Origin of the sequence: Chitinophaga hostae (assembly GCF_018224885.1) — a bacterium.
Classification (GTDB): Bacteria; Bacteroidota; Bacteroidia; order Chitinophagales; family Chitinophagaceae; genus Chitinophaga; species Chitinophaga hostae.
In genome coordinates, this window is record NZ_JAGTXB010000007.1 from 310,544 (window position 1) to 336,197 (window position 25,654).

General features: G+C 47.4%; 22 protein-coding genes. 9 read left to right on the forward strand and 13 right to left on the reverse strand.

Annotation, left to right across the window (positions count from 1 at the left end):
* Positions 1–3: 3 nt before the first annotated feature.
* Entirely contained in the window at positions 4–1,626 is a 1,623-nt protein-coding gene (locus KE626_RS16930) for a glycoside hydrolase family 43 protein (protein WP_249207514.1), read from the reverse strand.
* A complete protein-coding gene (locus tag KE626_RS16935) occupies positions 1,626–2,741 on the reverse strand; it encodes a pectinesterase family protein (protein ID WP_249207515.1) in 1,116 nt (371 codons plus the stop codon). The genes KE626_RS16930 and KE626_RS16935 overlap by 1 nt, the downstream gene beginning before the upstream one ends.
* A 65-nt stretch (positions 2,742–2,806) precedes the next feature.
* Here KE626_RS16935 and KE626_RS16940 point away from each other — a divergent pair, with 65 nt between their 5' ends.
* From KE626_RS16940 to KE626_RS16950, 3 genes are all read left to right on the forward strand, one after another.
* On the forward strand, positions 2,807–3,268 hold the full coding sequence (locus KE626_RS16940; protein ID WP_211974106.1) for a GNAT family N-acetyltransferase: 462 nt from the start codon (positions 2,807–2,809) through the stop codon (positions 3,266–3,268).
* A gap of 54 nt (positions 3,269–3,322) precedes the next feature.
* Positions 3,323–3,787 carry a YMGG-like glycine zipper-containing protein gene (locus KE626_RS16945; RefSeq protein WP_249207516.1) on the forward strand — a complete coding sequence of 155 codons (465 nt, stop codon included), beginning with the start codon at positions 3,323–3,325 and terminating at the stop codon, positions 3,785–3,787.
* A 79-nt stretch (positions 3,788–3,866) separates the two neighbouring features.
* Entirely contained in the window at positions 3,867–4,076 is a 210-nt protein-coding gene (locus KE626_RS16950; RefSeq protein WP_211974108.1) for an NADPH-dependent FMN reductase family protein, read from the forward strand.
* On the opposite strand, the gene KE626_RS16955 is transcribed toward KE626_RS16950, so the two are convergent.
* Complete coding sequence (locus tag KE626_RS16955; RefSeq protein WP_211974109.1) at positions 4,073–4,393, reverse strand: hypothetical protein; 321 nt, start codon at positions 4,391–4,393, stop codon at positions 4,073–4,075. The two genes, KE626_RS16950 and KE626_RS16955, sit on opposite strands and share 4 nt — an antisense overlap.
* Before the next feature lie 8 nt (positions 4,394–4,401).
* Between KE626_RS16955 and KE626_RS16960 the strand changes: the two genes are divergently transcribed.
* The gene (locus KE626_RS16960) at positions 4,402–5,487 is read left to right on the forward strand and encodes a mechanosensitive ion channel family protein (protein WP_211974110.1); all 1,086 of its coding nucleotides are present in this window, start codon (positions 4,402–4,404) and stop codon (positions 5,485–5,487) included.
* Here KE626_RS16960 and KE626_RS16965 read toward each other — a convergent pair.
* From KE626_RS16965 to KE626_RS16980, 4 genes are all read right to left on the reverse strand, one after another.
* Positions 5,479–5,955: a GNAT family N-acetyltransferase gene (locus KE626_RS16965; protein WP_211974111.1), complete on the reverse strand. Its 477-nt coding sequence runs from the start codon at positions 5,953–5,955 to the stop codon at positions 5,479–5,481. The two genes, KE626_RS16960 and KE626_RS16965, sit on opposite strands and share 9 nt — an antisense overlap.
* A 221-nt stretch (positions 5,956–6,176) precedes the next feature.
* A complete protein-coding gene (locus tag KE626_RS16970) occupies positions 6,177–8,804 on the reverse strand; it encodes a glycoside hydrolase family 2 protein (protein ID WP_211974112.1) in 2,628 nt (875 codons plus the stop codon).
* 320 nt (positions 8,805–9,124) lie between these two features.
* Positions 9,125–9,562, reverse strand: a complete 438-nt coding sequence (locus KE626_RS16975) for an SRPBCC family protein (protein ID WP_211974113.1) — start codon at positions 9,560–9,562, stop codon at positions 9,125–9,127.
* An 11-nt stretch (positions 9,563–9,573) separates the two neighbouring features.
* On the reverse strand, positions 9,574–10,557 hold the full coding sequence (locus tag KE626_RS16980; protein WP_211974114.1) for a GlxA family transcriptional regulator: 984 nt from the start codon (positions 10,555–10,557) through the stop codon (positions 9,574–9,576).
* Positions 10,558–10,676: 119 nt separating this feature from the next.
* Here KE626_RS16980 and KE626_RS16985 point away from each other — a divergent pair, with 119 nt between their 5' ends.
* Complete coding sequence (locus KE626_RS16985; RefSeq protein WP_249207517.1) at positions 10,677–11,099, forward strand: VOC family protein; 423 nt, start codon at positions 10,677–10,679, stop codon at positions 11,097–11,099.
* A 2-nt stretch (positions 11,100–11,101) separates the two neighbouring features.
* On the opposite strand, the gene KE626_RS16990 is transcribed toward KE626_RS16985, so the two are convergent.
* The gene (locus KE626_RS16990; protein ID WP_211974115.1) at positions 11,102–11,578 is read right to left on the reverse strand and encodes a VOC family protein; all 477 of its coding nucleotides are present in this window, start codon (positions 11,576–11,578) and stop codon (positions 11,102–11,104) included.
* 208 nt (positions 11,579–11,786) lie between these two features.
* On the opposite strand from KE626_RS16990, the gene KE626_RS16995 reads away from it, so the two are divergent.
* Entirely contained in the window at positions 11,787–12,620 is an 834-nt protein-coding gene (locus tag KE626_RS16995) for a ThuA domain-containing protein (protein WP_211974116.1), read from the forward strand.
* Positions 12,621–12,674: 54 nt separating this feature from the next.
* Here KE626_RS16995 and KE626_RS17000 read toward each other — a convergent pair whose 3' ends face one another.
* Together KE626_RS17000 and KE626_RS17005 are read right to left on the reverse strand one after the other, a co-directional pair.
* Positions 12,675–13,856 carry a hypothetical protein gene (locus tag KE626_RS17000; protein ID WP_211974117.1) on the reverse strand — a complete coding sequence of 394 codons (1,182 nt, stop codon included), beginning with the start codon at positions 13,854–13,856 and terminating at the stop codon, positions 12,675–12,677.
* Between the two features lie 234 nt (positions 13,857–14,090).
* Entirely contained in the window at positions 14,091–16,478 is a 2,388-nt protein-coding gene (locus tag KE626_RS17005; protein WP_249207518.1) for a glycoside hydrolase family 2 protein, read from the reverse strand.
* Between the two features lie 655 nt (positions 16,479–17,133).
* On the opposite strand from KE626_RS17005, the gene KE626_RS17010 reads away from it, so the two are divergent.
* The gene (locus tag KE626_RS17010; RefSeq protein WP_211974118.1) at positions 17,134–18,351 is read left to right on the forward strand and encodes a glycosyltransferase family 87 protein; all 1,218 of its coding nucleotides are present in this window, start codon (positions 17,134–17,136) and stop codon (positions 18,349–18,351) included.
* Positions 18,352–18,467: 116 nt separating this feature from the next.
* Here the strand turns inward: KE626_RS17010 and KE626_RS17015 are convergent, their stop codons facing one another.
* Positions 18,468–19,052 carry a PhnA domain-containing protein gene (locus KE626_RS17015; protein ID WP_211974119.1) on the reverse strand — a complete coding sequence of 195 codons (585 nt, stop codon included), beginning with the start codon at positions 19,050–19,052 and terminating at the stop codon, positions 18,468–18,470.
* A 207-nt stretch (positions 19,053–19,259) separates the two neighbouring features.
* Between KE626_RS17015 and KE626_RS17020 the strand changes: the two genes are divergently transcribed.
* Together KE626_RS17020 and KE626_RS17025 are read left to right on the forward strand one after the other, a co-directional pair.
* Positions 19,260–20,696: an MBOAT family O-acyltransferase gene (locus KE626_RS17020; RefSeq protein ID WP_211974120.1), complete on the forward strand. Its 1,437-nt coding sequence runs from the start codon at positions 19,260–19,262 to the stop codon at positions 20,694–20,696.
* Between the two features lie 2 nt (positions 20,697–20,698).
* Positions 20,699–21,628: a DUF1574 family protein gene (locus KE626_RS17025; RefSeq protein ID WP_211974121.1), complete on the forward strand. Its 930-nt coding sequence runs from the start codon at positions 20,699–20,701 to the stop codon at positions 21,626–21,628.
* A 243-nt stretch (positions 21,629–21,871) separates the two neighbouring features.
* Here the strand turns inward: KE626_RS17025 and KE626_RS17030 are convergent, their stop codons facing one another.
* Positions 21,872–24,217, reverse strand: coding sequence for a PDZ domain-containing protein (locus tag KE626_RS17030; RefSeq protein WP_211974122.1), 2,346 nt, complete (start codon positions 24,215–24,217; stop codon positions 21,872–21,874).
* Between the two features lies 1 nt (position 24,218).
* Positions 24,219–25,652 carry a RagB/SusD family nutrient uptake outer membrane protein gene (locus KE626_RS17035; protein ID WP_211974123.1) on the reverse strand — a complete coding sequence of 478 codons (1,434 nt, stop codon included), beginning with the start codon at positions 25,650–25,652 and terminating at the stop codon, positions 24,219–24,221.
* Positions 25,653–25,654 lie beyond the last annotated feature (2 nt).

Sequence of the window (25,654 nt, forward strand, 5' to 3'; positions counted from 1 at the left end):
GATCTATTTATCTACCCGGAACCAATCCACATCAGTCCATCCGGCATCATTGGTTTTAACATTCCTGCTGCAACACAAGCCCAGTTTAGCTCCTATCCACCTGCCGGGAACAGCGGTAAACGGTGCTCCTGCCTCGTGAAATGTTTGCCCGTCGGTGCTGTAGCTGAACCGGCAAACGGCGCCTTTACTCACCCGTACCCGGAAAAATATATCTGTAGCCGTTATCTTCTCCTCCGTTGTTATTATTTCCGGCGCGCCTTTATCTGCTTTATTACAGGTAAACCGGGAAAGATAAACACCATCCGTTTTTTTGATAAGCGCGAGTCCTGCATAGTCAGCTCCCAATACCAGCATACTCATACGATCGCCTTCCTGCCTGGGTTTAAACGTACATTTTGTGGTAGCGGAAAATTCCGCCGCCGGAAATTTCTGCAACAGTACATTCGGAACCTCCCACAGGTTACGCGCACTATCGGGCTGTTGTGCAGCAAAGAGACGTAAGCACCCATGGGCAACGGAAGGGAAAGCCCAGCCCGCCGATGGATTGGCCTGCCATTGCCATTGCAGACCGATGGTATTGCCGTTAAACCCGTCTGACTCCTGCGGCGAGGTTACGGCTGTTGCGCCGAGGTTGCCCACATCCGGTTTGCGGTAACGGAGCACCGGCTCCCCTTTGCCATCGTTGTCTTTATCAACACCTATCACCGGCCAGTCATCGGTCCATTTCATTGGTTGCAGGTGCACTACTCTGCCATAGGCGTCGAGGTCCTGGAAATGCAGGAACCAATCGTCTCCTTTGGGTGTTTGTACCCAGGCGCCCTGGTGCGGACCATTCACGGGCGAGCCGCCCTGATCCATTACAATCCTGCTTTCGTAGGGGCCGTATATGTGTTTGGAACGCAGCACCAGTTGCCAGCCGGTACTTACGCCGCCTGCGGGTGCGAAAATATAATAATAGCCGTTCCGCTTATAGAACTTAGGTCCTTCCATCGTAGGATGATCATCATGGCCATCAAATACAAGCACACCTTCATCGAGTGCCTTTGTACCTGCATCGTTCAGTTGTTTTACCACTAGGATGCTTTTGATACCGGCGCGACTGCCTGCATAGGCATGGATCATATATACGTGCCCGTTATCATCCCACAACGGGCAGGGATCAATAAGTCCTTTACCCGCTACCACCAGCTCCGGGCTGCTCCAGGGGCCTGTGATCTGTTTCGCTTTGATTACATAAATGCCGTAGTCGGGATCCGGGTAATAGATATAAAACTCCTGCTGGTGATAACGGATGGCCGGCGCCCAAACGCCATTGCCATGTTGCGTGGTGGCAAAATGATCGTAGGGCGGCTGCCGCAGCAGCGCGTGACCGATGATTCGCCAGCTTACCAGGTCTTTGGAATGCAGGATGGGCAAGCCCGGCACTGCATCAAAGCTGGAGGCAACGAGGTAATAATCATCTCCTACCCTGATAGCATCCGGATCGGAATAGTCGGCATAGATCACGGGATTCCTGTAGGTGCCATCGCCATTATCCGGCACCCATACTTTAGAGCGTTCATTCTTTGTTTGTGCGATGGTAACTGTGGTGAACAACAGGCCCCACAGGAAAAGCATTATCTTCATTACAGGTTGAGTTTCCAGTCTCCGAATATATATTCCCTTGTGTATTGCTTTGCTTCTTTCCTGCTGAGTTGCCGGCTCCATTTCACTCTGTCGCCGGGCCTGGCGCCGGGGCCGCTGCTATTGTACTCCGCATAGCGGGCCGTTTTTTCGTTGGCTTCCTTGCGCCAGTTATCCCAGCCTTCCGGTAAAATATGTGCGCCCATTTTGCAGTTGAGCCATGTAACGCTGGCATAAGGCCGCCATGGCCTGCCTAGAAACACCTTCGTAACGCTGCTGTCGGCGGTAAGAAGGCAGTCTTTAAATACATACCCCACCGGGCGGGATTGCAGTGTAGCCGCTGCCGTAATATAAGAGTTCCTATTACTGTTTATATGACACTTATAAAACAAAGCAGCCGCATAGCCAAAAATGAAGTCTGTACTTCCGGTGATATAACAGGATTTATAGTATTGCCTGCAGTAAAAGGTGCCGGCCAGCAGTGTATCCTGGAAGCCCAGCATGCGGCAATGTTCAAAAACGGCCCTGTCTCCCTTAACACTCAATGCCACTGCCTGACCGGCATACATGCCCGCAGTGTTTTCAAAGGTGAGATGCGCTGCCCGGAAATCATTGGCATTGATCATACAGGAGGGAGAAGAATAGGTAGTAATGCTGTCACCGGCAATATTACGCATCCCGGCGTGATCGTCGTATGTGAGGATGGTATTGTACTCGTCTTCTCCCGTCAGCGTAACAAAATCTTTGGTGGAATCCAGGTGTAGTTTTTCCCTGTAAATACCTTTTTTTATGAAGATGTGTACTGGTATTTTATTATGCAGCGGTACCGCATCCAAAGCCGCCTGCACGGAGGTGTAATCGCCGCTGCCATCTTTTGCCACTGTTTTTGTCAGCGGCCGGGCAGCAAGTTGCAGGCACACAAACAGGTAAACGAATGTCAGGATAAATTGTTTCATAGCGTGGTAGTATTTGCGTGGTTCAAAATAATAAATGGTATACAGAACAGCAGTGTTATTTACGCAATCGTTCCCGGAGGAAGGTGGCGTAAGATCTTCCTCGCCCTGCACATCTGCACCGCTGCATGGTTTTGTGGTAAGTGGCGGGTTGTAATTTACCATTACTGTATATTGATAGTAGTCTTAAAAAACTGATATTTGCGTGCAACATTTTAATCAAAACAATCATGGAAAATATTAAAATCCGGAAAGCTGTGGTAACAGACCTGCCTGTTCTGTTAACATTTGAGCAAGGGATTATCGCAGCAGAACGTCCGTATGACAACCGGTTAAAAGAAGGTACCATCCATTACTATGATATTGCTGCAATGATCGCCGCAACGCATATAGAAGTACTGGTAGCCGAAAGCGATGGCGTCATCATTGGCTCAGGGTACGCGCGTATACAGGATGCCAAGCCATATCTTAAAATTTCGCAGTATGCCTACCTGGGATTTATGTATGTAGTTCCCTCCCATCGTGGCAAGGGCGTAAACAAACTGGTGATGGCGGGGTTAAAAGCCTGGGCGATGGAACAGGGCATCGCTGAATTGCGGCTGGATGTGTACGCCGGAAATGAGGCGGCTATTAAAGCTTATGAAAAGGCCGGGTTCGCTAAAAATCTGATAGAAATGCGGCTGCCACTGTGATTTCCCATTTTGGCACAATTTTCGACAATGGGCAGGTATAAAAGGATTTTAACCATGAAACAGATACTTGTAGCCTTAGCAACAGCAGTCGTTTTATTTTCTTGCAAAAGCAATGCTGATAACGCTGCTGCTATAGAAAGTGCAAAAAAAGCCACCATCGATTCCATGAATAATGTGAGTGCGATCAAACAACAGGTGGTAGATTCGATGAACAACCTGAAAAGACATCGTCATAGCAGCGAAACTGCACCGGTGGTAGTAGATAACAATACCCCACAGGGTGGTGGCGGTGGAGGAGAAACAGTAGCTCCGGCCCCTGCTCCTAAAAAGAAAGGATGGAAATCATGGAGTCACACCGCGAAAGGCGCCGTAGTAGGTGCTGGCGCAGGTGCCATCACCGGAGCCATCGTGAATAAAGACAGGGTAAAAGGTGCGGCAATTGGTACTTTGATTGGTGCCGGTGTTGGCGCCGGAACCGGGGCGATCGTAGATCATAAGAAAAAGAAACAAGGACAGTAAGTAGCTTTTATAAGGATAGAGGAGCGGTGCACTTTTTAGTGCGCCGTTTTTTTTACGACTACCTCGTCTTCCGGTGGTCATGCCCGGTTTACCCGGCGACCTCAACACCATGCTGAAACCTTTGTACCGCGGTATTTTCCAGTTCACCGGCTTTTCGGTCCTTGCACCACAGGTCGTGTACGGCCCGAGCAGGCAAACACCCGAAGAACGCAGCGAGGCGCTCAACAGCTGGGCCGGCCGGTTGAATCATATCTTTGATGAATCACCCATCACCATTACACCTTACTAACAGGCGGCTACTTTATTACCGGCACGACCGGGGCCGGTAATAAAGTAAAAGAAGAGCTGGTCGCCAGGCATGATATTATCGGTGCAGGCCGCAACAGCGATGATGTATAGCACGATAAAGATACCTTGCGGCAAATTATGGCCATGCTGGAGAAAGAAATCCTCACTCCGTCCCCTGCATATATAACAGGGCTCTTTAATGTAACTGCCGTACAACAAATGCAGCCGTTGCCGGAACATAACCAGGGCAAAGGCCGCAAGCCGGTGACGACGGTGCTGCCGGAAAATGCATACCAGTACGGCATCATCTTTGGGCATCGGCGCGCATGTGGAATCAATTTACAGCATATGCGGATCACCTGCCAAATCTCCTATGGAACCTGATGCTGGCAGGTATTGCAGTCGTTATCGGATGGCTGATCAAATTTCTGTTATCGATCTTCCTGCGCAGATCAGTACAGCCTCACCATGAATTTTCGCTGGTGCACAGTATCCTGTTTCGTTTAGGTAAAGCGTTCAATTATTTCCTGCCCCTTTTGCTGTTGAATATGGCATTGCCCCTGATGCGTGTAAACCCGGTGTTGGTACCTGTGATGAGTAAGCTGGCAGAAATAGCCCTTACCTTGTCTTTCGCCGCGCTGGTAATAGGCATTATCAAAGTGTTGGAAGACTATGTATATCACGCGTATGATCTTAACAAAGCCAACAACCTGAAAGAACGGAAAATACGTACGCAGCTGCAGTTCATCCGTAAGCTATCCGTCACCCTGGTACTTATACTAACCGCCTGTATCATATTGCTTAGTTTCGACAGCATGCGCAGGCTGGGAACCGGATTGCTCACCGGTGTGGGAGTAGGTGGTATTATTATAGGTTTTGCGGCGCAAAAGTCGTTAGGGAACCTGCTCGCCGGTTTCCAGATTGCTTTTACGCAGCCTATCCGTATTGATGATGTATTGGTGGTAGAAGGAGAATGGGGTCGTGTGGAAGAAATTACACTGACCTATGTAGTGTTGAACATCTGGGATCAGCGTAAACTGATTTTACCGATTAACTATTTTATAGAGAAGCCCTTCCAGAACTGGACCCGCACCGGTGCGGAAATATTGGGTACGGCTTTTTTTTATATGGATTATACCATACCGGTAGATCAGCTGCGAACAGAATTTGAACGGCTCCTCTCCTTGTCGCCCCTATGGGATAAACGCGCACAGGCACTCCAGGTCACCAACACCAGTGAACGCACCATTGAAGTAAGGACGCTGATGAGTGCAGCCACTTCCGGCGCGGCATTTGACCTGCGTTGTTATATCAGGGAAAACCTGATCAAATATGTAAGGGAGCATCATCCGGACAGTTTGCCGAAAACAAGGGCAGTTATCGAAAATAATCCGGCTACAGCGTCAGCCTAACCATTTTTCCAACACTACCAGGTGTTTGCATTGAATACCGTTTTCGTAGATCGGCTCCTGGTAATGCAGCATAAAATAATCCTTTTTAATACCAACGATTTCAAATCCCTGGCGTTGATACAAATACAACTGCGCAATACTGGAGTTGCCGGTGCCAATGCAAATGCGCTTATAACCGTTGGCCCTGGCCCGTTGCGCGGCATCCTGCAGCAATATTTTACCCAGTCCTTTCCCCTGCCAGGCAGGGTTCACTGAAATATTTTTTATCTCCGTTATATCGGTATTATGGGCCAGTAACACATAACAGGCAATTGCCTGCCGGTTCTGTTCCATCACGTATACTTCAGATAATGATAAATAGGAAGTGATCAGCACAATGGAGGGATCGGCCAGTAATAACAGGTCATAGGGAATCTTTTCGCCCGGCGCCAGTTTCCGGATAAGAGTGTCTTCCTGGATAGAGGTCATCGCTAATAATTTGTTGCTGGTAATACAATTGATGATTGTTGTTTCAAAACCAGGTCCCGAACAACAGCCGCAAATAGGATCTTAGGGATCAGATTAACAAAATGAAGATACAAAAAACCTGCTAGCAAATGCAACGAAAAAATAGAAAGTTGCCGGCACAAAGCAAAAGGCTCAGGCCTGTCAGCATTCAAAGTGCTCCTTTCCGTTGCATTTGCTAACCTCTAACGGCTAATCGTTAAAAGCTGGCGCAACACATTATTGCCGTACACTTCTATCAACGCACCACCATTAGCTGCTACAGCAGCGCCGCTTACGGTAATGGTCCGCTGTTCTCCCGGCAATACGGAAACATAGTTATCGCTGTAAAACACGGGCAATACTCTTTTCTTCGTTTGTGCATCGACCAGCGATATACGGTTAAAAAATGCAACAGGGCCACCAGCGGGGTTATTGATGGTAACAAGAACACTGTCGGCATTTGTTTTACGGGCAGTTATTTTCACCGATGCCGGCAACAGGTGCTGCAACCCGGAATAGTTGCCCGTGGCATCCGGCAGCCAGTAAAGATTTTCATCTACTGCCTGTTGTTGGGTATTAAGGAGACGGAGAGAAAAGAATGCGCCTTCTTTTTCGCTTAATTTGTCCAGCACTGCTTTCACGGACATAAATTTCTGTACGGTGGCGGGTCCGGCTTCCACAAATACCTGCGACAATAACGAATCGTGTCCGTGCATATCATAAACTTTCAGTTCCAGCATCAGGTCACGGGCGTAGCTGAAGGTATTGTTTACGGCCATCACCATGCCATCGGTGGGATCGTACATCACATGCAGCGGAGCCGCTCCCTTGCGGGTGCCATACAAACAGGCATTAGGATCCAGGTAGTAGTCATACATCTGGCCCCGGAGCGCGGTCCATGGATTCTGGGTTTTCCAGATGATCACACCGGTATACCAATCCCACATATGAGAACTGAACCCTTCCATCAAACCGCGGTACTGGTCGTAGTTGACCAGCTGCGCTTTGTCGGCCCAGGCTTTCAGATCAGTGGTCTTACCATAGGGATCGATCGATTTATTATAGGCAATATATTTATGATAATCCCATAGACTGTCTATCTTGCCGGGTTTCAGATCCGGTGGCACCTGGTTGGCTACCGGTAAAAATCTTTCCAGCGATTCATAGTCCCCCACCCCTACGGAGCCTACTTCCGAATTAAACGGGAAAGTGCGATAGCTCCAGAAATAAGGGACAGACTGGATACCATAGGGTCCGTCTCCATTGCCGCCAATGCCGTTATACGACATACTGTCGGAGTTGGAGTAATCGAAAAAATAGCGGGTACCGTCCAATGCCGGGAGAATAGCATCTTTCATGGCATGAAAAATATCTGCCGGAGGCGTAATTTCATTACCACCACACCAGAATGCCAGGGAAGGATAGTTACGCAACATTTTTACCTGGTCGGCCACGCTTTCCAGGAACAGCTGGTGGTTATCGGGATACTTGCGGCGGGTCCACTGGTCATCTTTTTTCATCGGATCCTGCCATCTGCCATTACAGTCGCCCGACATCCAGAAGTCCTGGAATACCAGCAAACCATACTTATCACAGGCTTCGAAAAATTCCGGCCGCTCTGTCAGGCTGCCGCCCCATATCCTGATCAGGTTGAGGTTCATATCGCGGTGAAAGCGTACTTCCGCATCGTATCGTTCTTTGCTGAAGCGGAACATCGCATCGGAGGTGATCCAGTTGCCACCTTTGATAAAAATTTTCTGCCCATTCACCGCAATTTCGCGGCTGCGGGTATGTGTATTCCAGCTGGTTTGAATTTCGCGGACACCAAATTCCACCTCTTCCACATCATCCTGTTTTCCGTTATTGAGGAATTGCAACTGCAGCTGGTATAAATGCTGCGGACCATATCCTGCCGGCCACCACAGGGAAGGCTGTTTCAGCAACAGGTCCGGCAGCTGGATGGTAGTTACCGCATGTGGCGCCAGGGTTACCTTCTGTTGAATCGTGTTGCCGGCCAGCGTATAGCGCAGGGTGCCGGCGATACTTTTAGCGCCGGCATTTTCCAGCGTTGCAGATACCAGGATGATAGCCGGCGCCTGGGCGCCCCCGGGTTTCCTGGTACCGGGTACCCGGGTAATGATATGCGGATCTTTAATCCTTACCGCACCTGTTTTCTCGATGGTTACCTTATCCCAGATACCGGTGTTGCGGTCGCGCATAGGCTGTATCCAGTCCCACCCTGCGGTATACTGCGGACCCACATTCCTGGCAATAGTGCCATCGCCGCCCTGACCGCCGTTTGGATTGCCGGGAAACTCCGGCGGATACACGATCACGGCCAGCCGGTTTTTGCCGCTTTTTGCCAGCCAGGGCGTAATGTTGTAAGACTGGCGCAGGTAAGCGCCGAAGTGGGTAGCAGCAGTTATTTTATGTCCATTCAGGAAAATGTCGCAGCCATCGTTTACACCTCTGAAATGCAGCCATACCTGGGCATTGCCGGCAGGAGCCTTTTCAGGGAAGTCTTTTACAAACCAATAGGTATAGTGGTTGCGGCCCGTATGATAGATATCAGGAATCCGTTCGTTGTTCATCCCATACATCGGATCCGGTACCTGCTTATTATCCAGCAACGTGGTTAATACCGTACCCGGCACTGTGGCGGCTGTCCAGCCGGACAGGCGGTAACCGGGATCTGAAATCTGTTGTCCTGTTGCCTGTATCCCGGCAATGTTCCTGCATTGCCATCCGCTGTTAAGTTCATATTTTTCCTGCGCTGATAATTTCAAAAAAGCCATTAGCAGCAGGCAGGAGATCACTGATTTCCGAAACATCATGTATAATTTTCTGCGGCAGCTAAGGTAACGATGATTGAACAGCTTTTAGCCATTAGCTTTTAGCTTTTAGTAAAAATGCAGCGGGTTTTGTCTTGCTCAGGATTAGACTGATTTTAGGATTTTCAGGATTTTTACTTATATATTTTATGATTATGAAAGATAAAAGGGATAAAAGCAGATATCCGCTTATATCTCCGCCAATCTTTAAGAATCAAAAGAAAAAAATCCTGAAAATCCTAAAATCAGTCTAATCCTGAGCAAGACAAAACCCGCTGCATTTTTACTAAAAGCTAAAAGCTAATGGCTAAAAGCTGTAATCACTTTTCCGAGAGTGCTTTTAATTTGTCGAGGGCTACCGGCCATGTTTTCTCGAAAAATTCCTTGAATGTTTCATCTGACTCCATTTCCACGAGCAGGGAGGTTTTCCCGTTGTCGTCTTTCAGCGTATAGTTTTCCATGGAGCCCGCCCAGGCTTTTACGGCATCGCTGGTGAGGTCTTCCACCCCATTTTTGATCTCGCCCAGGTGTTTGAACGACATGTACTCACCCGGTATTTTCCTGGCGATAGAAGATACCATACCGTTATTACTTCCATCGTGAAATAATACACGGCTGCCTTCCTCCCAGTTGGTTTCCACTGCAGAACCCTCTGCGAATGCGGCAGTCCAGGCAGGATAGGTATCCTTACCCCACAATACTTCCCATACCTTCTGACGGGGAGCGTTAATCGTTGCTTTAAATACTAACTTTTCCATGACTTATCAGTTTACAGGTTAATGGTTTGTTTATTGTATTTGTTCCGGTACTCCAGCGGCGTAAGCCCGGTTACTTTCTTGAAAACAGTTCTGAATGCTTTTGTGTCAACATAGCCAACATCATAAATTACTTCGTTTATATTTTTGGTGCTGGTTTCAAAATCTCTCTTAGCTGCTTCTATTTTGATGCGTTGTATGTATTCCACCACGGTATTGCCGGTCGATTTCTTAAATCTTCGTTCAAAGGTCCTTCTGCCTATGGCCGTCATATCTGACAGCTGATCCACCGTAATCTTATCCTGGTAGCTGGCTTCGATAAATTCCTGCGCTTTGCGGATGGGTTCATCGAGGTGGGCTTTTTGTCCTTCGAAGATAATAAAGGGCGACTGGCTTTGCCGGTCTATATCGATCGCATAACTTTTAGCGGTGAGGATGGCAATATCTCTTCCGGCATATTTCTCTACCAGGTAAACCAGCAGGTTGAGATAGGAATAAGCGCCTCCGCTGGTGAAGATGCGGCCTTCTTCGGTGATGATCTTATCGTCCATGAGATGTACACCGGGAAACATTTCCCTGAATGCCGGCGCCATTTTCCAGTGGGTGGCGCAGGGCTTTCCTTCGAGCAACCCCGTTGCAGCGAGGAAAAATGCGCCCAGGCACAAACTGGCCACAGCGGCGCCCTGCTGGTATTGTTGCTGAATCCAGGGGATAAACTCCTGGTTCAGTGCGGCCGCTTTTTGCTGATCGCCATGCAACGAAGGAATGATGATCAGGTCTGTTTTTTTCACATCTGCGGCCAATACCTCCGGAGAAATGGTGAATAAGCGATTACGCTGACTCACTTCCGGGGCGAGGCCTACCAGTTGTACTTCAAACATGGGCTCCCTGCCTTTTTCCGCCAGGAAATTATTCAGTTCCGAGAGGATCTGGTAGCTGCCTTCGATGTTCACCAGGCTGGTGTGTCCGAGTGGAACTAATATGGAGATATGTATCATATCCTTAAAAATAAATAATGAATGCCGCATTTTACCTGTGAATTGTCGCTATCTCCCCCCATCATTGTGCCAGCGCCTTACGACTTTTGTGGTATATTTTTCACCAGCAAATCCGGCATATGATGACGATGATCCACACCTACCTTACTTTTAATGGCAACTGCCGGGAGGCAATGACTTTTTATAAGGAATGCCTGGGTGGGGAGTTAACCCTTCAAACTATCGGAGAGTCGCCTATGTCTGTTGATATTCCCTCCTTTATGAAACCTTTTATTCTGCATTCGAGTCTTACCAAAGGAGCGATGGTGCTCAACGGGTCCGATATGGTGCCTGAAGCGGGTCTTACTGTGGGTAATACCGTTTCGCTGCTGTTAAATTGTAATACCGAAGAAGAAGCAAGAACCTTTTATTCCCGTCTTTCTGCCAATGGTACCGCCACACACCCGCTGGAAAGCACCTTCTGGGGCGCGTTATTCGGCGGTCTTACAGATAAATTCGGTACGCATTGGCTCATCAATTTTGAAGGCAATTCCAAGCAATAATATTATTCCCCGTTATAAGCCTTTTCCAATGCAGCGATATCCAGCTTGACCATTTTCATCATCGCCTGCATTGCCCTGCCGGATTTTTCGGGATCCTTATCTGAGATCATCTTGTGCAGGCTGGTAGGCGTGATTTGCCAGGATAAGCCGTATTTATCTTTCAGCCAACCGCACTGTACTTCTTTTCCGCCGTCTGCCGTGAGCCTGCTCCAGTAATAATCCACTTCTTCCTGGTTTTCACAATTTACGATAAAGGACACTGCTTCCGTAAAAGGAAACTGCGGTCCTCCGTTCAGCACCATAAACTGCTGACCTGCCAGTTCAAAAGTGGCAGCGAGCAACAGGCCTTCAGGCATGGGGCTGCCTTTGCCGTAATAAGATTTGTCGAGTACTTTCGATTGTTTGAAAATACCACTATAAAAATTGATGGCTTCTTCTGCGTTATTGTCGAACCATAATGATGGTGTGATCTTTTGCATAACGGTGCTTTTTATTTGAATAAGGTTGCTTATCCATACAAAGATACCAGCCACCCCGATCTTATCGACGGTGCATAAGCGACATTCTAAAGGGGTGCTTGCGACAAATAACAGCTGCGAACAGAGATCACCCGGAACCTGCTATGAAAAAGAGAATATTCTCCTTAAATGAATTATTTTGTATACCTGAATACCTCATTTACTTATTATGAAGCTAAGATTCCACAAAAGCATCCTCCTGCTTATTTTAAGCATGTGTGGCAGCGTTTTCACCCGGGCGCAGGACATACCACCCAAATTCAGGGTAATTGCCTTCTATACCGCCAAAAATGACCAGGCGCATATCAGTTTTGTACATGAAGCCAACAAATGGTTTCCCAAAATGGGAGCGCAATATCATTTCAGCTATGACAGTACCAGCAACTGGCAAAACCTGAACGCCGGTTTTTTATCGAAATACCAGGTAGTGATATTCCTGGATACCCGCCCCGATGATCCGGCCCAGCGGAAAGCCTTCCAGGCGTACATGGAGCATGGAGGCGGCTGGATGGGCTTCCATTTCTCGGCATTTGCGCTTACCCCTTCCGACTTCCCGCAAAACTGGGACTGGTACCACAATACCTTCCTGGGCTCCGGTTCCTACGGCAGCAATACCTGGCGGCCTACCTCAGCTGTATTGAGGGTAGAAAACCACCAGCATGCCGCCACCAAACAATTACCGGATACATTTTCAGCAGCACCCAATGAATGGTATCGCTGGAGCAACGACCTCCGCAAAAATCCCGACATCAATATACTGTTGTCGATAGACTCCAGCAGTTTCCCCTTGGGCACCGGCCCCAAGGCATATGAGATATGGCACAGCGGCTACTACCCGGTAGTATGGACGAATAAGAAATTCCGGATGATCTACCTGAATATGGGGCATAATGATATTGACTACGAGCACCACACCAATAAAGAACTGTCGTCCACCTTTGCCAATGAAGCGCAGAATAAGTTGATACTGGATGCCTTACAGTGGCTGGGGACGGGGAAGTAATAAAAAGCGGTTGCAACATGGTCGCAACCGCTTTTATTACTTCTTATGTCGGATTTACTTCTTTGAAAGTTGTGTAATGACCTCCTGTTGTTCGGCTACTTTTTTATTTAAGGTATCCACGTTTTTGTTTAGCTGGATAATGTACAGGGTCAGTTCCTCTACCTTCTTTAGTAATTGCTTATCAAAATCGCCGAGGTCGAGGCCTTCTTCGGTTACTTCTTTTTCCGAAGGAATACCGGGTAGGTGATGGCGGGTAGTGACAAAGGCTTCTACTTCCTGCAGGGAGGGCAATTGATAGTTGCTATGAAATACGTAATCAGGCCAGCCTGTTTGTACTACTTTAATGCGCCGCGCGCCAAACGTGCCTTCTACTGCAAGCTTATACTTTGGATCCGGATAAGTACCGCCTATTGTCATGTTACCGGAAGTGCCGTCGGCTATCATATAATAATTAGCCGCCCCTGATCCGTCTACGTTTGCATGGGAGAAATAGAATGCACCTCCGCTTGTTCCCATTCCAAATGACCTTGTGCTCCCGGCAAATTCCATAGCAGCACCATTAAAGAGCTTTATGGATTTTGTCCAATTATTGGTAGTCCATGTTGGGCCTCCACCGACTACTAAACTGGCCCCTCCTACCGGAATGCCAATACTAAGACTTCCAGGTATGCCGATGACGTTAGTTTGCGTAAATAATTTTCTCCCTGATATCTCATTTAATTTGACCAATTGCAATGTTTCAGATGTGGCATACCCAGTAAATGAAAAATTATTCAGTGTGGCTCCGTTATAAATTTCTACCGCCAGATAGTTTTTGCCATTGAATACTACTGTCACCAGCCCTGCCATCTCATTATAAGAGATCAAAGATCCCAGGTTGGCATTATAAGCAGAAGATGTATTTACTTCTATCGTCAACTTTCTATTGTAGGCTCCGGCAGACCCTCTGATACCGGTAATTTTTCCCATAACATGCCGGTCTGTAATAAGCGTGCCAGTGGTCGAATCATATATTTCGTGAAGTAATAAATAATTGGCGCCCTGTGAATCTCCCGTCTGGCCAGCAATTGGCCGGTTCACATAATAATTGCGGTTGTTATCAAACACCTGCAAGCGGCTGATAGGCGCTGTTGTTCCAATACCAATGTTACCAGTATTACCGATCAGGTTAGTCGGCGTTTGTGCATGAACATTCACTGCTGCTAAAATGGCCAGCATACTTAATAATCTTTTCATGATTGCTTACTTAAAAAAGGATGTACTTGAATAGGTTTAAGAGGTTTGATGCTATTATACTATTGTAGTATAAACGGGTTAACCAACTACTTTAGGTAAATAACAAACTTAATATCCCGGCAAAGAAAGCAAGAAAAAACAAGACTCGCTGTAATACGTTAGTTGTATTCCGGACAATCACAAAAGAGCCGCATAGCTGTAACAGATGCGGCTCTTTTATTTACTGTATTATCCTCAATTCATAAATGCCTCTATCTTCTTTTTTTCAGACAGTTTTACAAACTGACCATACTTATCCAGGTATTCTTTCGCCACGGGTTTGAATCCTGCTTTATCCTGTTTATTCAACAGGTAAATAGTTTTTGCGCGGAGAAATATTTCGTCACCCGGAGCGCCATAGGCCTGTACATTGGCATAGATCGCTGACCAGTCGGGATTGGCGCCGCCATCCGGAACTGCCGGTGCGATAAGGTCCTGGTAAATCAGGTTCATCATTTTTACAGCTGCCTGCCTGGCGCCCATGGCTTTATCAATTGCTTCCATGTTGTTGCGGATGATGCTGAAGCCGGTATCGTGTGTGCTGCCGGTTACCTGCATCACATAACGCAGATCATCGTCTGAATAGGGTGGTTTCATGAGCGCGAAGTAATCATCGCCGGCCATCGCCGCACCTTCTTTATCACCTGCCTGTACTGCCATCATCGCCAGTTTTCTTAAAAAATCCGGTTCTCTTTTACCGTCAATATACTCCTGGAGTAATGCGCTGTAGATGGCAGCAGGTTCGGTCAAATCGGCGTCCTGTACGGCAACAGCCGGCAGGGTGCCCATATCAGGATTCAGTGGTGCATGTATTTTCCTGATTTCATTAAATGGAATTTTTACTACTTGCCTGTCGTAGGTCAGCAATCCGTTCTGCTCTCCTTCCACATCAAAGGGCTGGGTGTAAATGCTGGCCGACAGGCCCTGTCGTTGCAGGAGCTGCAGGTGCTGGTTCATGATCGCATACTTTGATTTCAGGGCGGCGGGTTTCTCAAGAATATATCCCCAGGCGCTGCTCATATTCCACTGGTGGTCGGGAATAAATACGCCGATGCCGCCAAACTCGCCCAGCACCTGGGCTTTACCCGCCATGCGGATCGCGTTCATGGGGTTGGGATAGCTGTGTACATCGGTGAGATCGGCGCTTACATAGGCGTTGGGGCTGGGACTGCGCAGTTTATCATTTACATACAGGTATTCACCGGAATGTCCGTTGACCAGCCGGGAAGGATCGCTGCGTTTGATCCATTCGGTTAAACGTTGCTGATCAAACTGTCCCCATTTTTCGTTGAACAGTACCCAGGTGGTAATGCTGGGATGATTCCGCAATTGCGCCAGCGTTTCTTTGCATTGTTGCTCAAAGGCTGCCTTAGCGCCTTCCGGCAAGCTGTGATTAGGACTTACCATGTCCTGCCATACCAGTATGCCCAGTTTATCTGCCCAGAAATACCACCTGGCGGGTTCCACTTTGATATGCTTGCGGATGGTATTAAAGCCCATCGCTTTGATCACTTTAATATCGAACGATAAAGCCTCATCCGTAGGCGCAGTATATAATCCATCGGGCCAGAAGCCCTGGTCCAGGGTACCGAGATTAAAATAGGGTTTGTTATTCAGGAAAATGCGGTCCACTCCTTTTTCATCTTTTGAGATGGATATTTTCCGCATACCGAAATAGCTGGTTACTTTGTCGATGACTTTGTTTCCTTTTAGCAGGGTAACGGACAGGTCGTACAGGAAAGGGCTTGCGGGCGACCACCATGCGGCGTCCGGCACTTTCAGTTGCAGTTTTGTGCCGCTGTTGCCGTTTACTTTGCCGGCTTCCGTGCCTGCTTTAAAAGCCACGGCTGCTACTGTGTAACCCTGGGGCGCATCTACGGTAATATTCACCATGCCTTTGTCGATATCAGGCGTGACAGTAATCCCTGAGATATAATCTGCCGGCACATTTTCCAGCCAAACGGTTTGCCAGATGCCGGAGCTGGGCGTGTAATAAATATCCGCAGGATTCAATACCTGCTTGCCATGCGGACCTATGCCACGATCGGAAGGGTCATATACTTTCAGCAGGAGAGTATTTTCTCCCGGCTTCATTGCGTTGGTAATATCGATGGTGAAAGCGGTGTAACCACCGGTATGGCTGCCCACTTCCTTATCGTTGAGGTATACCGTAGTTTGCCAGTCGACCGCACCAAAATGCAGCAGGGTTCTTTCGCCGCTGACCGGGGTGATATTAATTTTCCGGCGGTACCATAAGCGTTGTTCCGGCTGCAGGCTTTTCTTTACGCCCGACAGGGCCGATTCCAGCGGATAGGGCACCAGTATCTGTCCGTCGAATGTGACCGGCGTTTTTGCTGCCGCCGGCGTAATAGCGTATTCCCACAGCCCATTGAGGTTTTGCCAGTCTTTACGTTGCAGCTGTGGTCGCGGATATTCCGGCAATGCATTTTGCGGACTCACTTCTTTGGCCCAGCGTGACTGGATCGCTACGGGTTTCATCTTATACGCTTCCTGTGCCTGTAATGAAGTACATGCCAGGAACAGGGCGATAGCCGGCAACAAATGTTTTCCTTGTTTTAACATAGTGGATGTTGAAGATTATTCTTTATTGGTTAATTGAGCGGCAGGTTATAAAACTGATCAGCTGATCGTGTGTCTTTTTAATTCGTCGGTAAAACAGGTCCGGGCGTTAAACAAAAGCAGCAAAATATACATAATTCTCCGGTGATCGCGCCGCGGTGGCTAACGGCAAATGTTAATCTGTTTATTTTCAAAATTCATTAATATTATTATTTCTATTAATATTAATGAATGATATAAAAAAGCAGTATACAAGCAGGTTATCTTTCAAATTCTTTAATATTCATACGCACATTTAAAATAAATATAATGTTCTCATAAATAAATAATATATTACATATTTAAACACTATGATAATATTCGTTTGTACCGGACACTACATTCCCTGCATATTTACAACATGATAATATTCGGTCAAACAGGATGTTACAAGCAAACCGGCATTAATAACAGCAATGAATACACGAATTTTCCGGTTGAATGGCACGATATTATCTATGAAAGGGTGTAGGGGCCGAATGGCGTGCCCATCCGCTATTTGCTATTAATTTCTTAAAACAATTTCATAATTCATAATTAAAAAAAAAATTATATAGTTTTGTCTTCTGAATCGAAAGCGCGAACTAATACTACAACTGTCACAACTTAAATGAGTAACATGCAAAGCTTAGCCATGAAAGGCCGCTGGGATGCTATCTGTCGCACTATTAGCAGGATCCCTCCGAAATATCTGTATATCCTGTTTTTGCTCATGGCGGTAGGCATTTCTTTTCATTCCTGGTATTCATCGCAGGATATGGAGAAATGGACGCGGTACAACAACTTCCTGATCTTCAAAGATGCGTTTGCACACCTGATCCATAACCAGGACTTGTATGTGTTATACCCTGCGGAATACTATGACCTGTATAAGTACAGTCCCTCTTTTGCCATGTGGATGGGCGCTTTCGCCTGGATGCCGGATGTGCCTGCACTGATTTGCTGGAACCTGATGAATGTGATCGTTTTTATTGTTGCCATCAGAACGTTGCCGGTAAAGAAAGAAAAACAAACCCTGTTGTTGCTGTTCCTGGCCATAGAGATGATGATAGCGCTTACCAGCTCACAGATCAATGTACTGATTGCGGGATTTTTTATCCTGGCATGGCATTGCATGGAAAACAAGAAAGTTTGGCTGGCAGCATTACTACTGGTGATTACCGTGTATATTAAAATTTTTGGCGTGGTGGCGATGTCGTTGTTTCTGTTGTACCCAGAACGCTGGAAAGCGGCGCTGTATACGGCTTTCTGGACAATAGCAATTGCCCTGATGCCTTTGCTGGTTATTTCATCTGAGCAACTTACCTTCCTCTATAAGAGCTGGGCACATCTGCTGGCCAACGATTACTCCGCGTCCTATGGCGTGTCTGTAATGGGCTGGTGGCATACCTGGTTTAACATGGATATCTCCAAACAGGCATTCATACTCACGGCCGCCGCCATTTTTATAGCGCCGTTTATCAAAATATTATACAGCCGGGAAACGAAGTATAACCTGGGTATGCTGGCGTCTATCCTCATATGGGTGGTGATCTTCAATCACAAGGGAGAATCGCCCACCTATATCATTGCGCTGACGGGCGTGGCCATCTGGTATTTCACGCAACCGCCTACACGGATAAATACCATCCTGGCAGTGCTTACGCTGGTATTCACCTCCTTCTCCTCCACCGATCTGATTACACCGTACTGGATTGCCAGAACCTATGTGGAGCCTTACGCAGTAAAAGCAGTATTCTGCTCTATTGTATGGGTTAAGATTGTACTGGAACCTTTCTTTGTAGTCCGCGAATCCAGAACGGTGGCGGCAGCAGAAGAATTGTATAAGGCGGCGTAAAGCAGAAAGCGTAAAGCGTAAAACAAAAAGCTATTGAGGCGAACAACTAACGTAGAGTGTTTCTCGTTAATTATTCGCCTCAATAGCTTTTTGTTTTACGCTTTACGCTTTCTGCTTTACGCGTTTTGCTTTCTCACATATTTCGTCAGAATAACAATCAGCTGTCCTTCTATTTTACCTTCTATCTGTTCCGTATTATCTTCTACCAGCCGGATATTTTTTACCACGGTACCCATTTTTGCGTTTAAGGTAGTGCCTTTTACATCCAGTGATTTTGTGAGCACAATGGTATCGCCGTTCTGCAATACCGCGCCGTTGCTGTCGCGGTGCAGTTCCACAGCGGCGTCATTATCATGATCGCCGGTAGCTTTAGCCCAGGTCAGCGCTTCATCATTCAGATAAATCATATCCAGGTTATCCATGGCCCAGCTTTCCTGCTTTAAGCGGTTCAGCATACGCCAGGATACGATCTGTACGCCAGGGATTTCGCTCCACATACTCTCTGTTAAACAACGCCAGTGGTTACTATCCAGTTCTGCTTTTTTCTCAATCTGCAGCTGGCACTGTTCACAAACCATGATGCAGTTATCCTGATCAGCGTATGACTGAGGAGGCACTTCGTACACGTTCAATGTTGCCGCTGCCTGGCATAGTTCACACTTATTGCCACTTCTTTCAAGTAATAGTTCGTTCAGCTTCATAATATCCTTTATAAAAAATGTGCACAAAGGTAACATTTTTGACGCTGCGGTCCTACTCGCTTTTCTCCCTGGTAATCGGTCGCTGTTATTGTTTCTCTCTCATTTTTTCCCTACTTTCGCGGATTCCTACAAATTCCTTATTAAGGAATTTTAAAATACCTATGACATTGGCCTTCTTAAATTATTAAGATAAATTAAACCTGTTTCATGCTTTTTAACTCGATAAATTTTGCCATATTTTTACCAATTGTGCTGGCACTTTACTGGTTTGTCACAAATAAAAGCCTGAAACTTCAGAATACATTATTGCTGGTATCCAGCTATTTCTTTTATGCGTGCTGGGACTATCGTTTCCTTTTTCTCCTGATCTTTTCCACCCTGCTGGATTATTTTACCGGTATCAAAATGTCGGAAGCAGAGCGGCCGCGCATGAAAAAATTTTGGTTCTGGCTGAGTGTGATTGTCAACCTGGGATTTCTCGGCGTATTCAAATATTTTAACTTCTTTGCGGAATCATTCTCCCAGGCCTTATCCCTGTTAGGGTTTCATACAAGTCCCTGGGTATTGCATATTGTGTTACCGGTAGGTATCTCCTTTTATACCTTCCATGGCTTATCCTATGTTATTGATATTTATAAAGACAGGATCAGGCCGGAAAAGGACTTTGTCACCTATTCCGTATTTGTTAGCTTCTTTCCCCTGCTGGTGGCCGGACCTATTGAAAGGGCCACGCACCTGCTGCCACAGATCAAAAAGCCGCGCACTTTTGATTACAGCCAGGCGGTAGATGGTTTGAAACAGATCTTATGGGGCATGTTTAAGAAAGTAGTGATTGCAGATAACTGTGCTTACTATGCCAACATGATCTTTAATAACGCTACCGATTACTCCGGCAGCACGCTGGTGATAGGCGCGTTATTTTTCACCTTCCAGATCTATTGCGACTTTTCAGGCTACTCTGATATTGCGTTGGGTACAGCCAGGTTGTTTGGTATAGAATTGCTGAGAAACTTTGCCTACCCGTATTTCTCCCGAGATATTGCGGAGTTCTGGCGGCGCTGGCATATTTCCCTTTCTTCCTGGTTCAGGGACTACCTGTATATTCCGCTGGGCGGCAGCCAGGGCGGTACCTGGATGAAGGTGAGAAATACCTTTATCATTTTCCTCGTGAGTGGTTTCTGGCACGGCGCCAACTGGACCTTTATTGTATGGGGTGCGCTGAATGCCCTGTTTATTATGCCGCTGATCATCTTTAATAAAAACAGGCATCACCTCGAAATTGTGGCACAGGGCAGAACCCTGCCTACTTTCAGGGAGCTGGTAAATATGATACTGACCTTTTCGCTGGCTACACTGGCCTGGATTGTATTCCGGGCTGAAAATATCGCGCACGCCTGGCAGTATGTTTCAAAAATATTTTCCCGCTCACTGTTTACGGTGCCGCAGGTACTGCCCGGAAAAATATTTGCGCTGATCGCTATTTTTATGATCATTGAGTGGATGGGAAGAGAACAGCAATATGCCATTGCCCGCCTGGGAATCAGCCGTCCGCGGCTTGTCCGGTGGTCTGTGTATTATGCCATCGTTTTCTGCATTTTTTATTTTGCAGGTACAGACCAGCAATTCATTTATTTCCAGTTTTAGACATGAAAAAAGTAATCAGGAAGATATCCATTTTTATATTACCGATCGTAGTACTGGCACTGATTTTCGAGGTGCTGCTCCGGCGTATACCCAATGAATATACGTATAAGCGAACCTACCTGGAGAAACATGCCGACAGTATCCAGGTCCTGTTCCTGGGCAGCTCCCATGCTTACCTTGGTATTAACCCGGCGTATATGTCGGTCAACAGCTTTAATGCCGCCATCAGCAGCCAGAGCATCGATTATGATCTGCAGATCCTGCAGAAATTTGATACCCGGCTTACACACCTGAAATATATTGTACTTCCTATCTCCTACTTCAGCTTATTTACCAATCTTTCTGAAGCCAGCGAATCCTGGCGGATAAAATATTACATGCTTTATTTCCAGCTGCACAGCGCCAAAAAATTCACGGCCTACACCGAAATACTTTGCGGCAGTTTGGAACTGAACCTGAAAAGACTGGTCCTCTACTACGTCCGGAAAAAACAAAGTATTGGCTGCTCCGACCTCGGCTGGCAAATACCATTTGCCACCAACCAGGATGTAGCCGCCACCGGTTTGGAAGGCGCAAAAAAACATACCAACAAAAACCGCGCATTATACCCTGAACAGGTAGATATGCTGAAGCAGATCATCTCCATCGCCAAACAAAAAAATGCGGTGGTGCTCTTTTACACGCCGCCTGCCTATAACACCTACTACAATCACCTCGACACCGCGCAACTGTCGCTGACCATGAATACGGCAGCGGAGCTGGTGAAGGAAAACAGCAATACCCGGTATCATTCCTTTCTCAGGGACTCCTCCTTCACCATCAGCGATTTCTACGACGGAGATCACCTGAATGGCCCCGGCGCCGAAAAGTTCACGCGCAAAATGGATAGCCTGATACGCAGTATTGACAAGGATAAACATTTGCTGGAGTAGCAAATTGTCTTGCCCAGGATTAGACTGATTTTGATGATTTAGATGATTTTTTATTTTCTATTTTTTATTTTTTATTTTTTTGATTTAAGAAAGATTCGGGAAGATATGAGCGGATAAATGTCGCTCATATCTTCCCGAATCTTTTTAATCTTATTAAATCAAAAAATAAAAAATAAAAAATCATCTAAATCATCAAAATCAGTCTAATCCTGCCCAAAGACAAGCGCCGAAGGCGCTCCACATTTATTTCAGTCGCAATGTAATTTTCTGTTGCTGCTGGTTGCGCATAATCACCAATGGGATGCTGCTTTTCCAGGAAGCGCCTTTTACAATATCCAGCAGGTCGGTGACTGTTTTCACTTTTTGTCCGTCGGCCATAATGATCACGTCTCTTGTTTTTATCCCGGAAGATGTTAGCAGGCCCTCTTCTCCCGATGCTACTACCAATACCCCGGATTCATCTGCCAGGCCATAGGCAGAGCGCTCGCCCAGGCCGCTGATGGATTTTATCACACCTCCCAGCAAAATTACCCCGTTGCCTTCACTGCTGGTATTACCGCTCTGGTTTATAAACGCGGGGATGTCCGGTTGCAGCGCAATTTTGCGCAGGGCAGGTATCATCACACCAAAACTATCCATGGGAATATTTTTGAAACCAATGCTGAAAGCCGGTGAGGCAGCCGCCACTTCGTAGTTGCCCTGTGCCGCATGAATGAACTGCGGATCACCGGCTACACTGTGCGCATCGGTACCGTTCTGCTGTGCGGCCTGCAATGAGGTGGCATCGGGGAACAGGTTATAGTCCACTTCTTTGCCCCAATCGTTTACCTGGATCGGGAAATACTTCCGGGTAACGATGTTATGTTTAAAAACATCGCCGCTGTTTTTAAACCATACATGCGGGTGAAAGGAATTGTTGACCATGATATTGTTCTCCACTACGCGGGCAAAGCCTTCACGAAGTTTCAGTCCGCCGTTCAAACATACGTTGTTATAAATATGATAATTGGAGGAGCCGTCGTCCAGGTCTATATCCCAGCCATGATCACAGCGGAAACGGTTGTTGCGGATCACGGTTGTTTTTTGCGCATCCAGCAATATCAGTTCCGGGTGGGCGGCAGCGAGACTATCCATATAGCCTCTGTCGGGCGCCCAGTAACGGTCACGCCCCCACGAATTAAATGCGCCATGGTCACCGGTTTCCATCACGGTATTAAATACATCGTTGTATTCCAGCAGGTGGCCGCCAAAACAGCCGTCGCCGATATTGATACCGGCGCGGGGAGTGTTATAGATGCTGTTGTGACTGGCGGTGATAGCCGATGCGATAGAAATTTCCACGCCGGTGGCCTGTTTTTCTATTTCGCCGGCATGATGAATCAGGTTGTTGATGGCTGCACATTCCCGCGGGTAGTTGTTGGTGGCTGGTCCGGGTGTTTTGTCGAGCTGTGCATAAGGTGTATGATCCTCATACCTGAAATTGGGTGAGCGTACCGCCTTCACGTTCCCTACAAAACAAACGGCGCTGGCGCCCATATCGTGCAGGTAGCAACCGCTGATGGTATCGTGGTAATTGTAGTTGCTGAGCATAATGGCGTTGCCGCCCAAACCGCTGAACTCACAATCACTGATCCGGCAGTTTTCTGTACCATCGAACAATACGGCGCCGCCGCGGTAAATGGTCCAGTCGCTGCGCAGCAGCGGCTCCCGGGTGTCCATAAACGTGCGTTCATTATGTATAAAGTGCAGTCCCCGCAATGTTACATTCTTTACCGGTGCGGCAGCAGATCCGCGCAATACGATGCTGTTTTTCAGGTGTGCCACTTCCACGCGGGCCTGCGGCAGTTGTACATCTCCAGAAGGGTAATAATATAACTGCCGGGCTTTGCTATCGAAGTACCACTCGCCGGCAGTATCCAATGCTTCCAGGTTATTTTCCACAAACCGGTATTGCGGATGCATGCCATTGGGGCGGTTGTTTTGCCAGCCCCCTTCCATCAGCAGCGTAGTATCTTTAACGCCGGTGATGCGGTAGTGAAATCCGCCCCAGTCGAATGCATGCAAGGCATGCACATAACTGTTCTCAGGGTGCTTCCATTTGCGTGCCTCTTGTAACGCATCGGCGGCGGTGCCGTGAAAGACTTTGGCATTCGGGTCATAATTGGGATAACGCGCCAGTACCTGCAGGCGGCCGTTTACAAACAGTCGCTCAAAGGTAATGCCTGCCGGTACTGTGGCGGTGTAGATCCCGTTTTTCCAGGGCTTCCACTGCAATGATAAAAGGCGGCCGGCGCTGATAAATACTTTTTCTTGTTGATAAGCGCTCATAGCAAGACTGCTGCAGGTCATACCTGCAGCAGCAATATTGATCTCCTTTTCCAGGTAATAGGTACCGCCATGCAGCAATATTGTTACCTGTTCCCCGGTTCGTTTGGTAGCCAGTTCCACTGCCTTCGCAACAGTTTTTAGAGGTTTGGCTGAACTGCCCGTATAACGGTCGTTTCCGTCCGTAGACACATGAATAATGGTTTGTGCGCTGACCAGTTGAACAGTGAACAAAACACAACAAAAGAAGAAGATCTGTTTCATACTATTGATACTGCGGATTCTGTTGAATATTATTGTTGGTAATTTCCTGTGTTGGTATCAGCCAGGTTTGATTGTATGCGCCAATAGGCACACTCAGCGAATTGCCTCTAACCGTTTGAATACGCTGAAAGGTATTGGTGCGTTTCAGGTCAAACCATGCGCTGCTTTCATTTGATAGTTCCCATTTACGTTCCATGATCACTGCATCGCGGAACTGGTCTTTACTTAAATTTTTAAGGTCCGGTACATCGGTGTTGCTGTTTTTGTTGATCCTTGCGCGCCAGCGGATCTTGTTCACATATTGATAGGCCTGCGCAGGGCCATTTACTTCATTTTCTGCTTCGGCCGCCACCAGGTACATATCTGCCAAACGCAATATAGGGAAGGCATAGGGCACTTTTGCTGTGCTGGGTCCTATGTTCTGGTCTACTACAGTAAGGTCCACAAACTTAGTAAAGAAAGCGGGAAGTGTGCCTCCTGCCGGTGAAGGATAATTTATTTTGATGCCCCATGCTTTACGTTGATCACCGGGGGCATAGCTGTTGATAAACCAGGTGGCGGGCAGCAGGATGGGCTGATAACCCGGCGAAGGGCATACTGCCCCCAACATTGGATTTCCCTGCCTGCCGGGGATGTATTGTTTTTCCCAGATCGACTCGCTGGTATAAGCAACGTTATGAAACACGTCGGCATAATTATCTTTCAGCGTAAACTTATTGGATGCAATGACCGCTACCGCCTTATCGCGTGCTTTGGCATAGTTCTCTGTTTTTTTCAGCGGGTTGCCGGCCATGGTCAGGTATACTTTTGCCAGCATAGCGGTGGCTGCCAGCTTGTATACACGGCCCTGCTGTGCTGCTGCATCCGGCAGATTTGTTTCCGCAAAAGTAAGATCACTGAGCACCTGGTCGTAAACACCTGCCTGCGGCGAACGCGGCAGCTGTACATCCTGGTAACTGGATGCAGCTTTCAGCGGCATCGGCACATCACCAAACATTTGTACGAGGTAGAAAAAAGCATACCCTCTCAGGAACCTGGCTTCGGCGGTGAGTTGTGTTTTCTTTGCGTCCGACAGCGGTGCTGCCGGGAGTTTCTCCAATATAAAATTGGCATTTTTAATAATCGAATAAGGCACGCTCCAGGCGGTGCCGGAGGTATAGAAATTGGCGGAGGGCTGGTTCTGATAAATAGGCAACACCTGTTCGGCTGGCTGTGGCGTGCCATAAATGTCGGAAAACATTTCATTCAGTTCTACCACATTCAGCGGCAATCCGCCATACACGCCAATTACGGCCGACTCATAACTTTCCGGATTGGTAAAATAAGTATCCGGGCTGATGGAAGAACGCGGATTTTCCTGCAGCGCCTTTTTACAGGCTGGCAGCAGCAGGATCGCCGGGCATATGCAGATAAGCAGTAATAAACAATATTTCATCT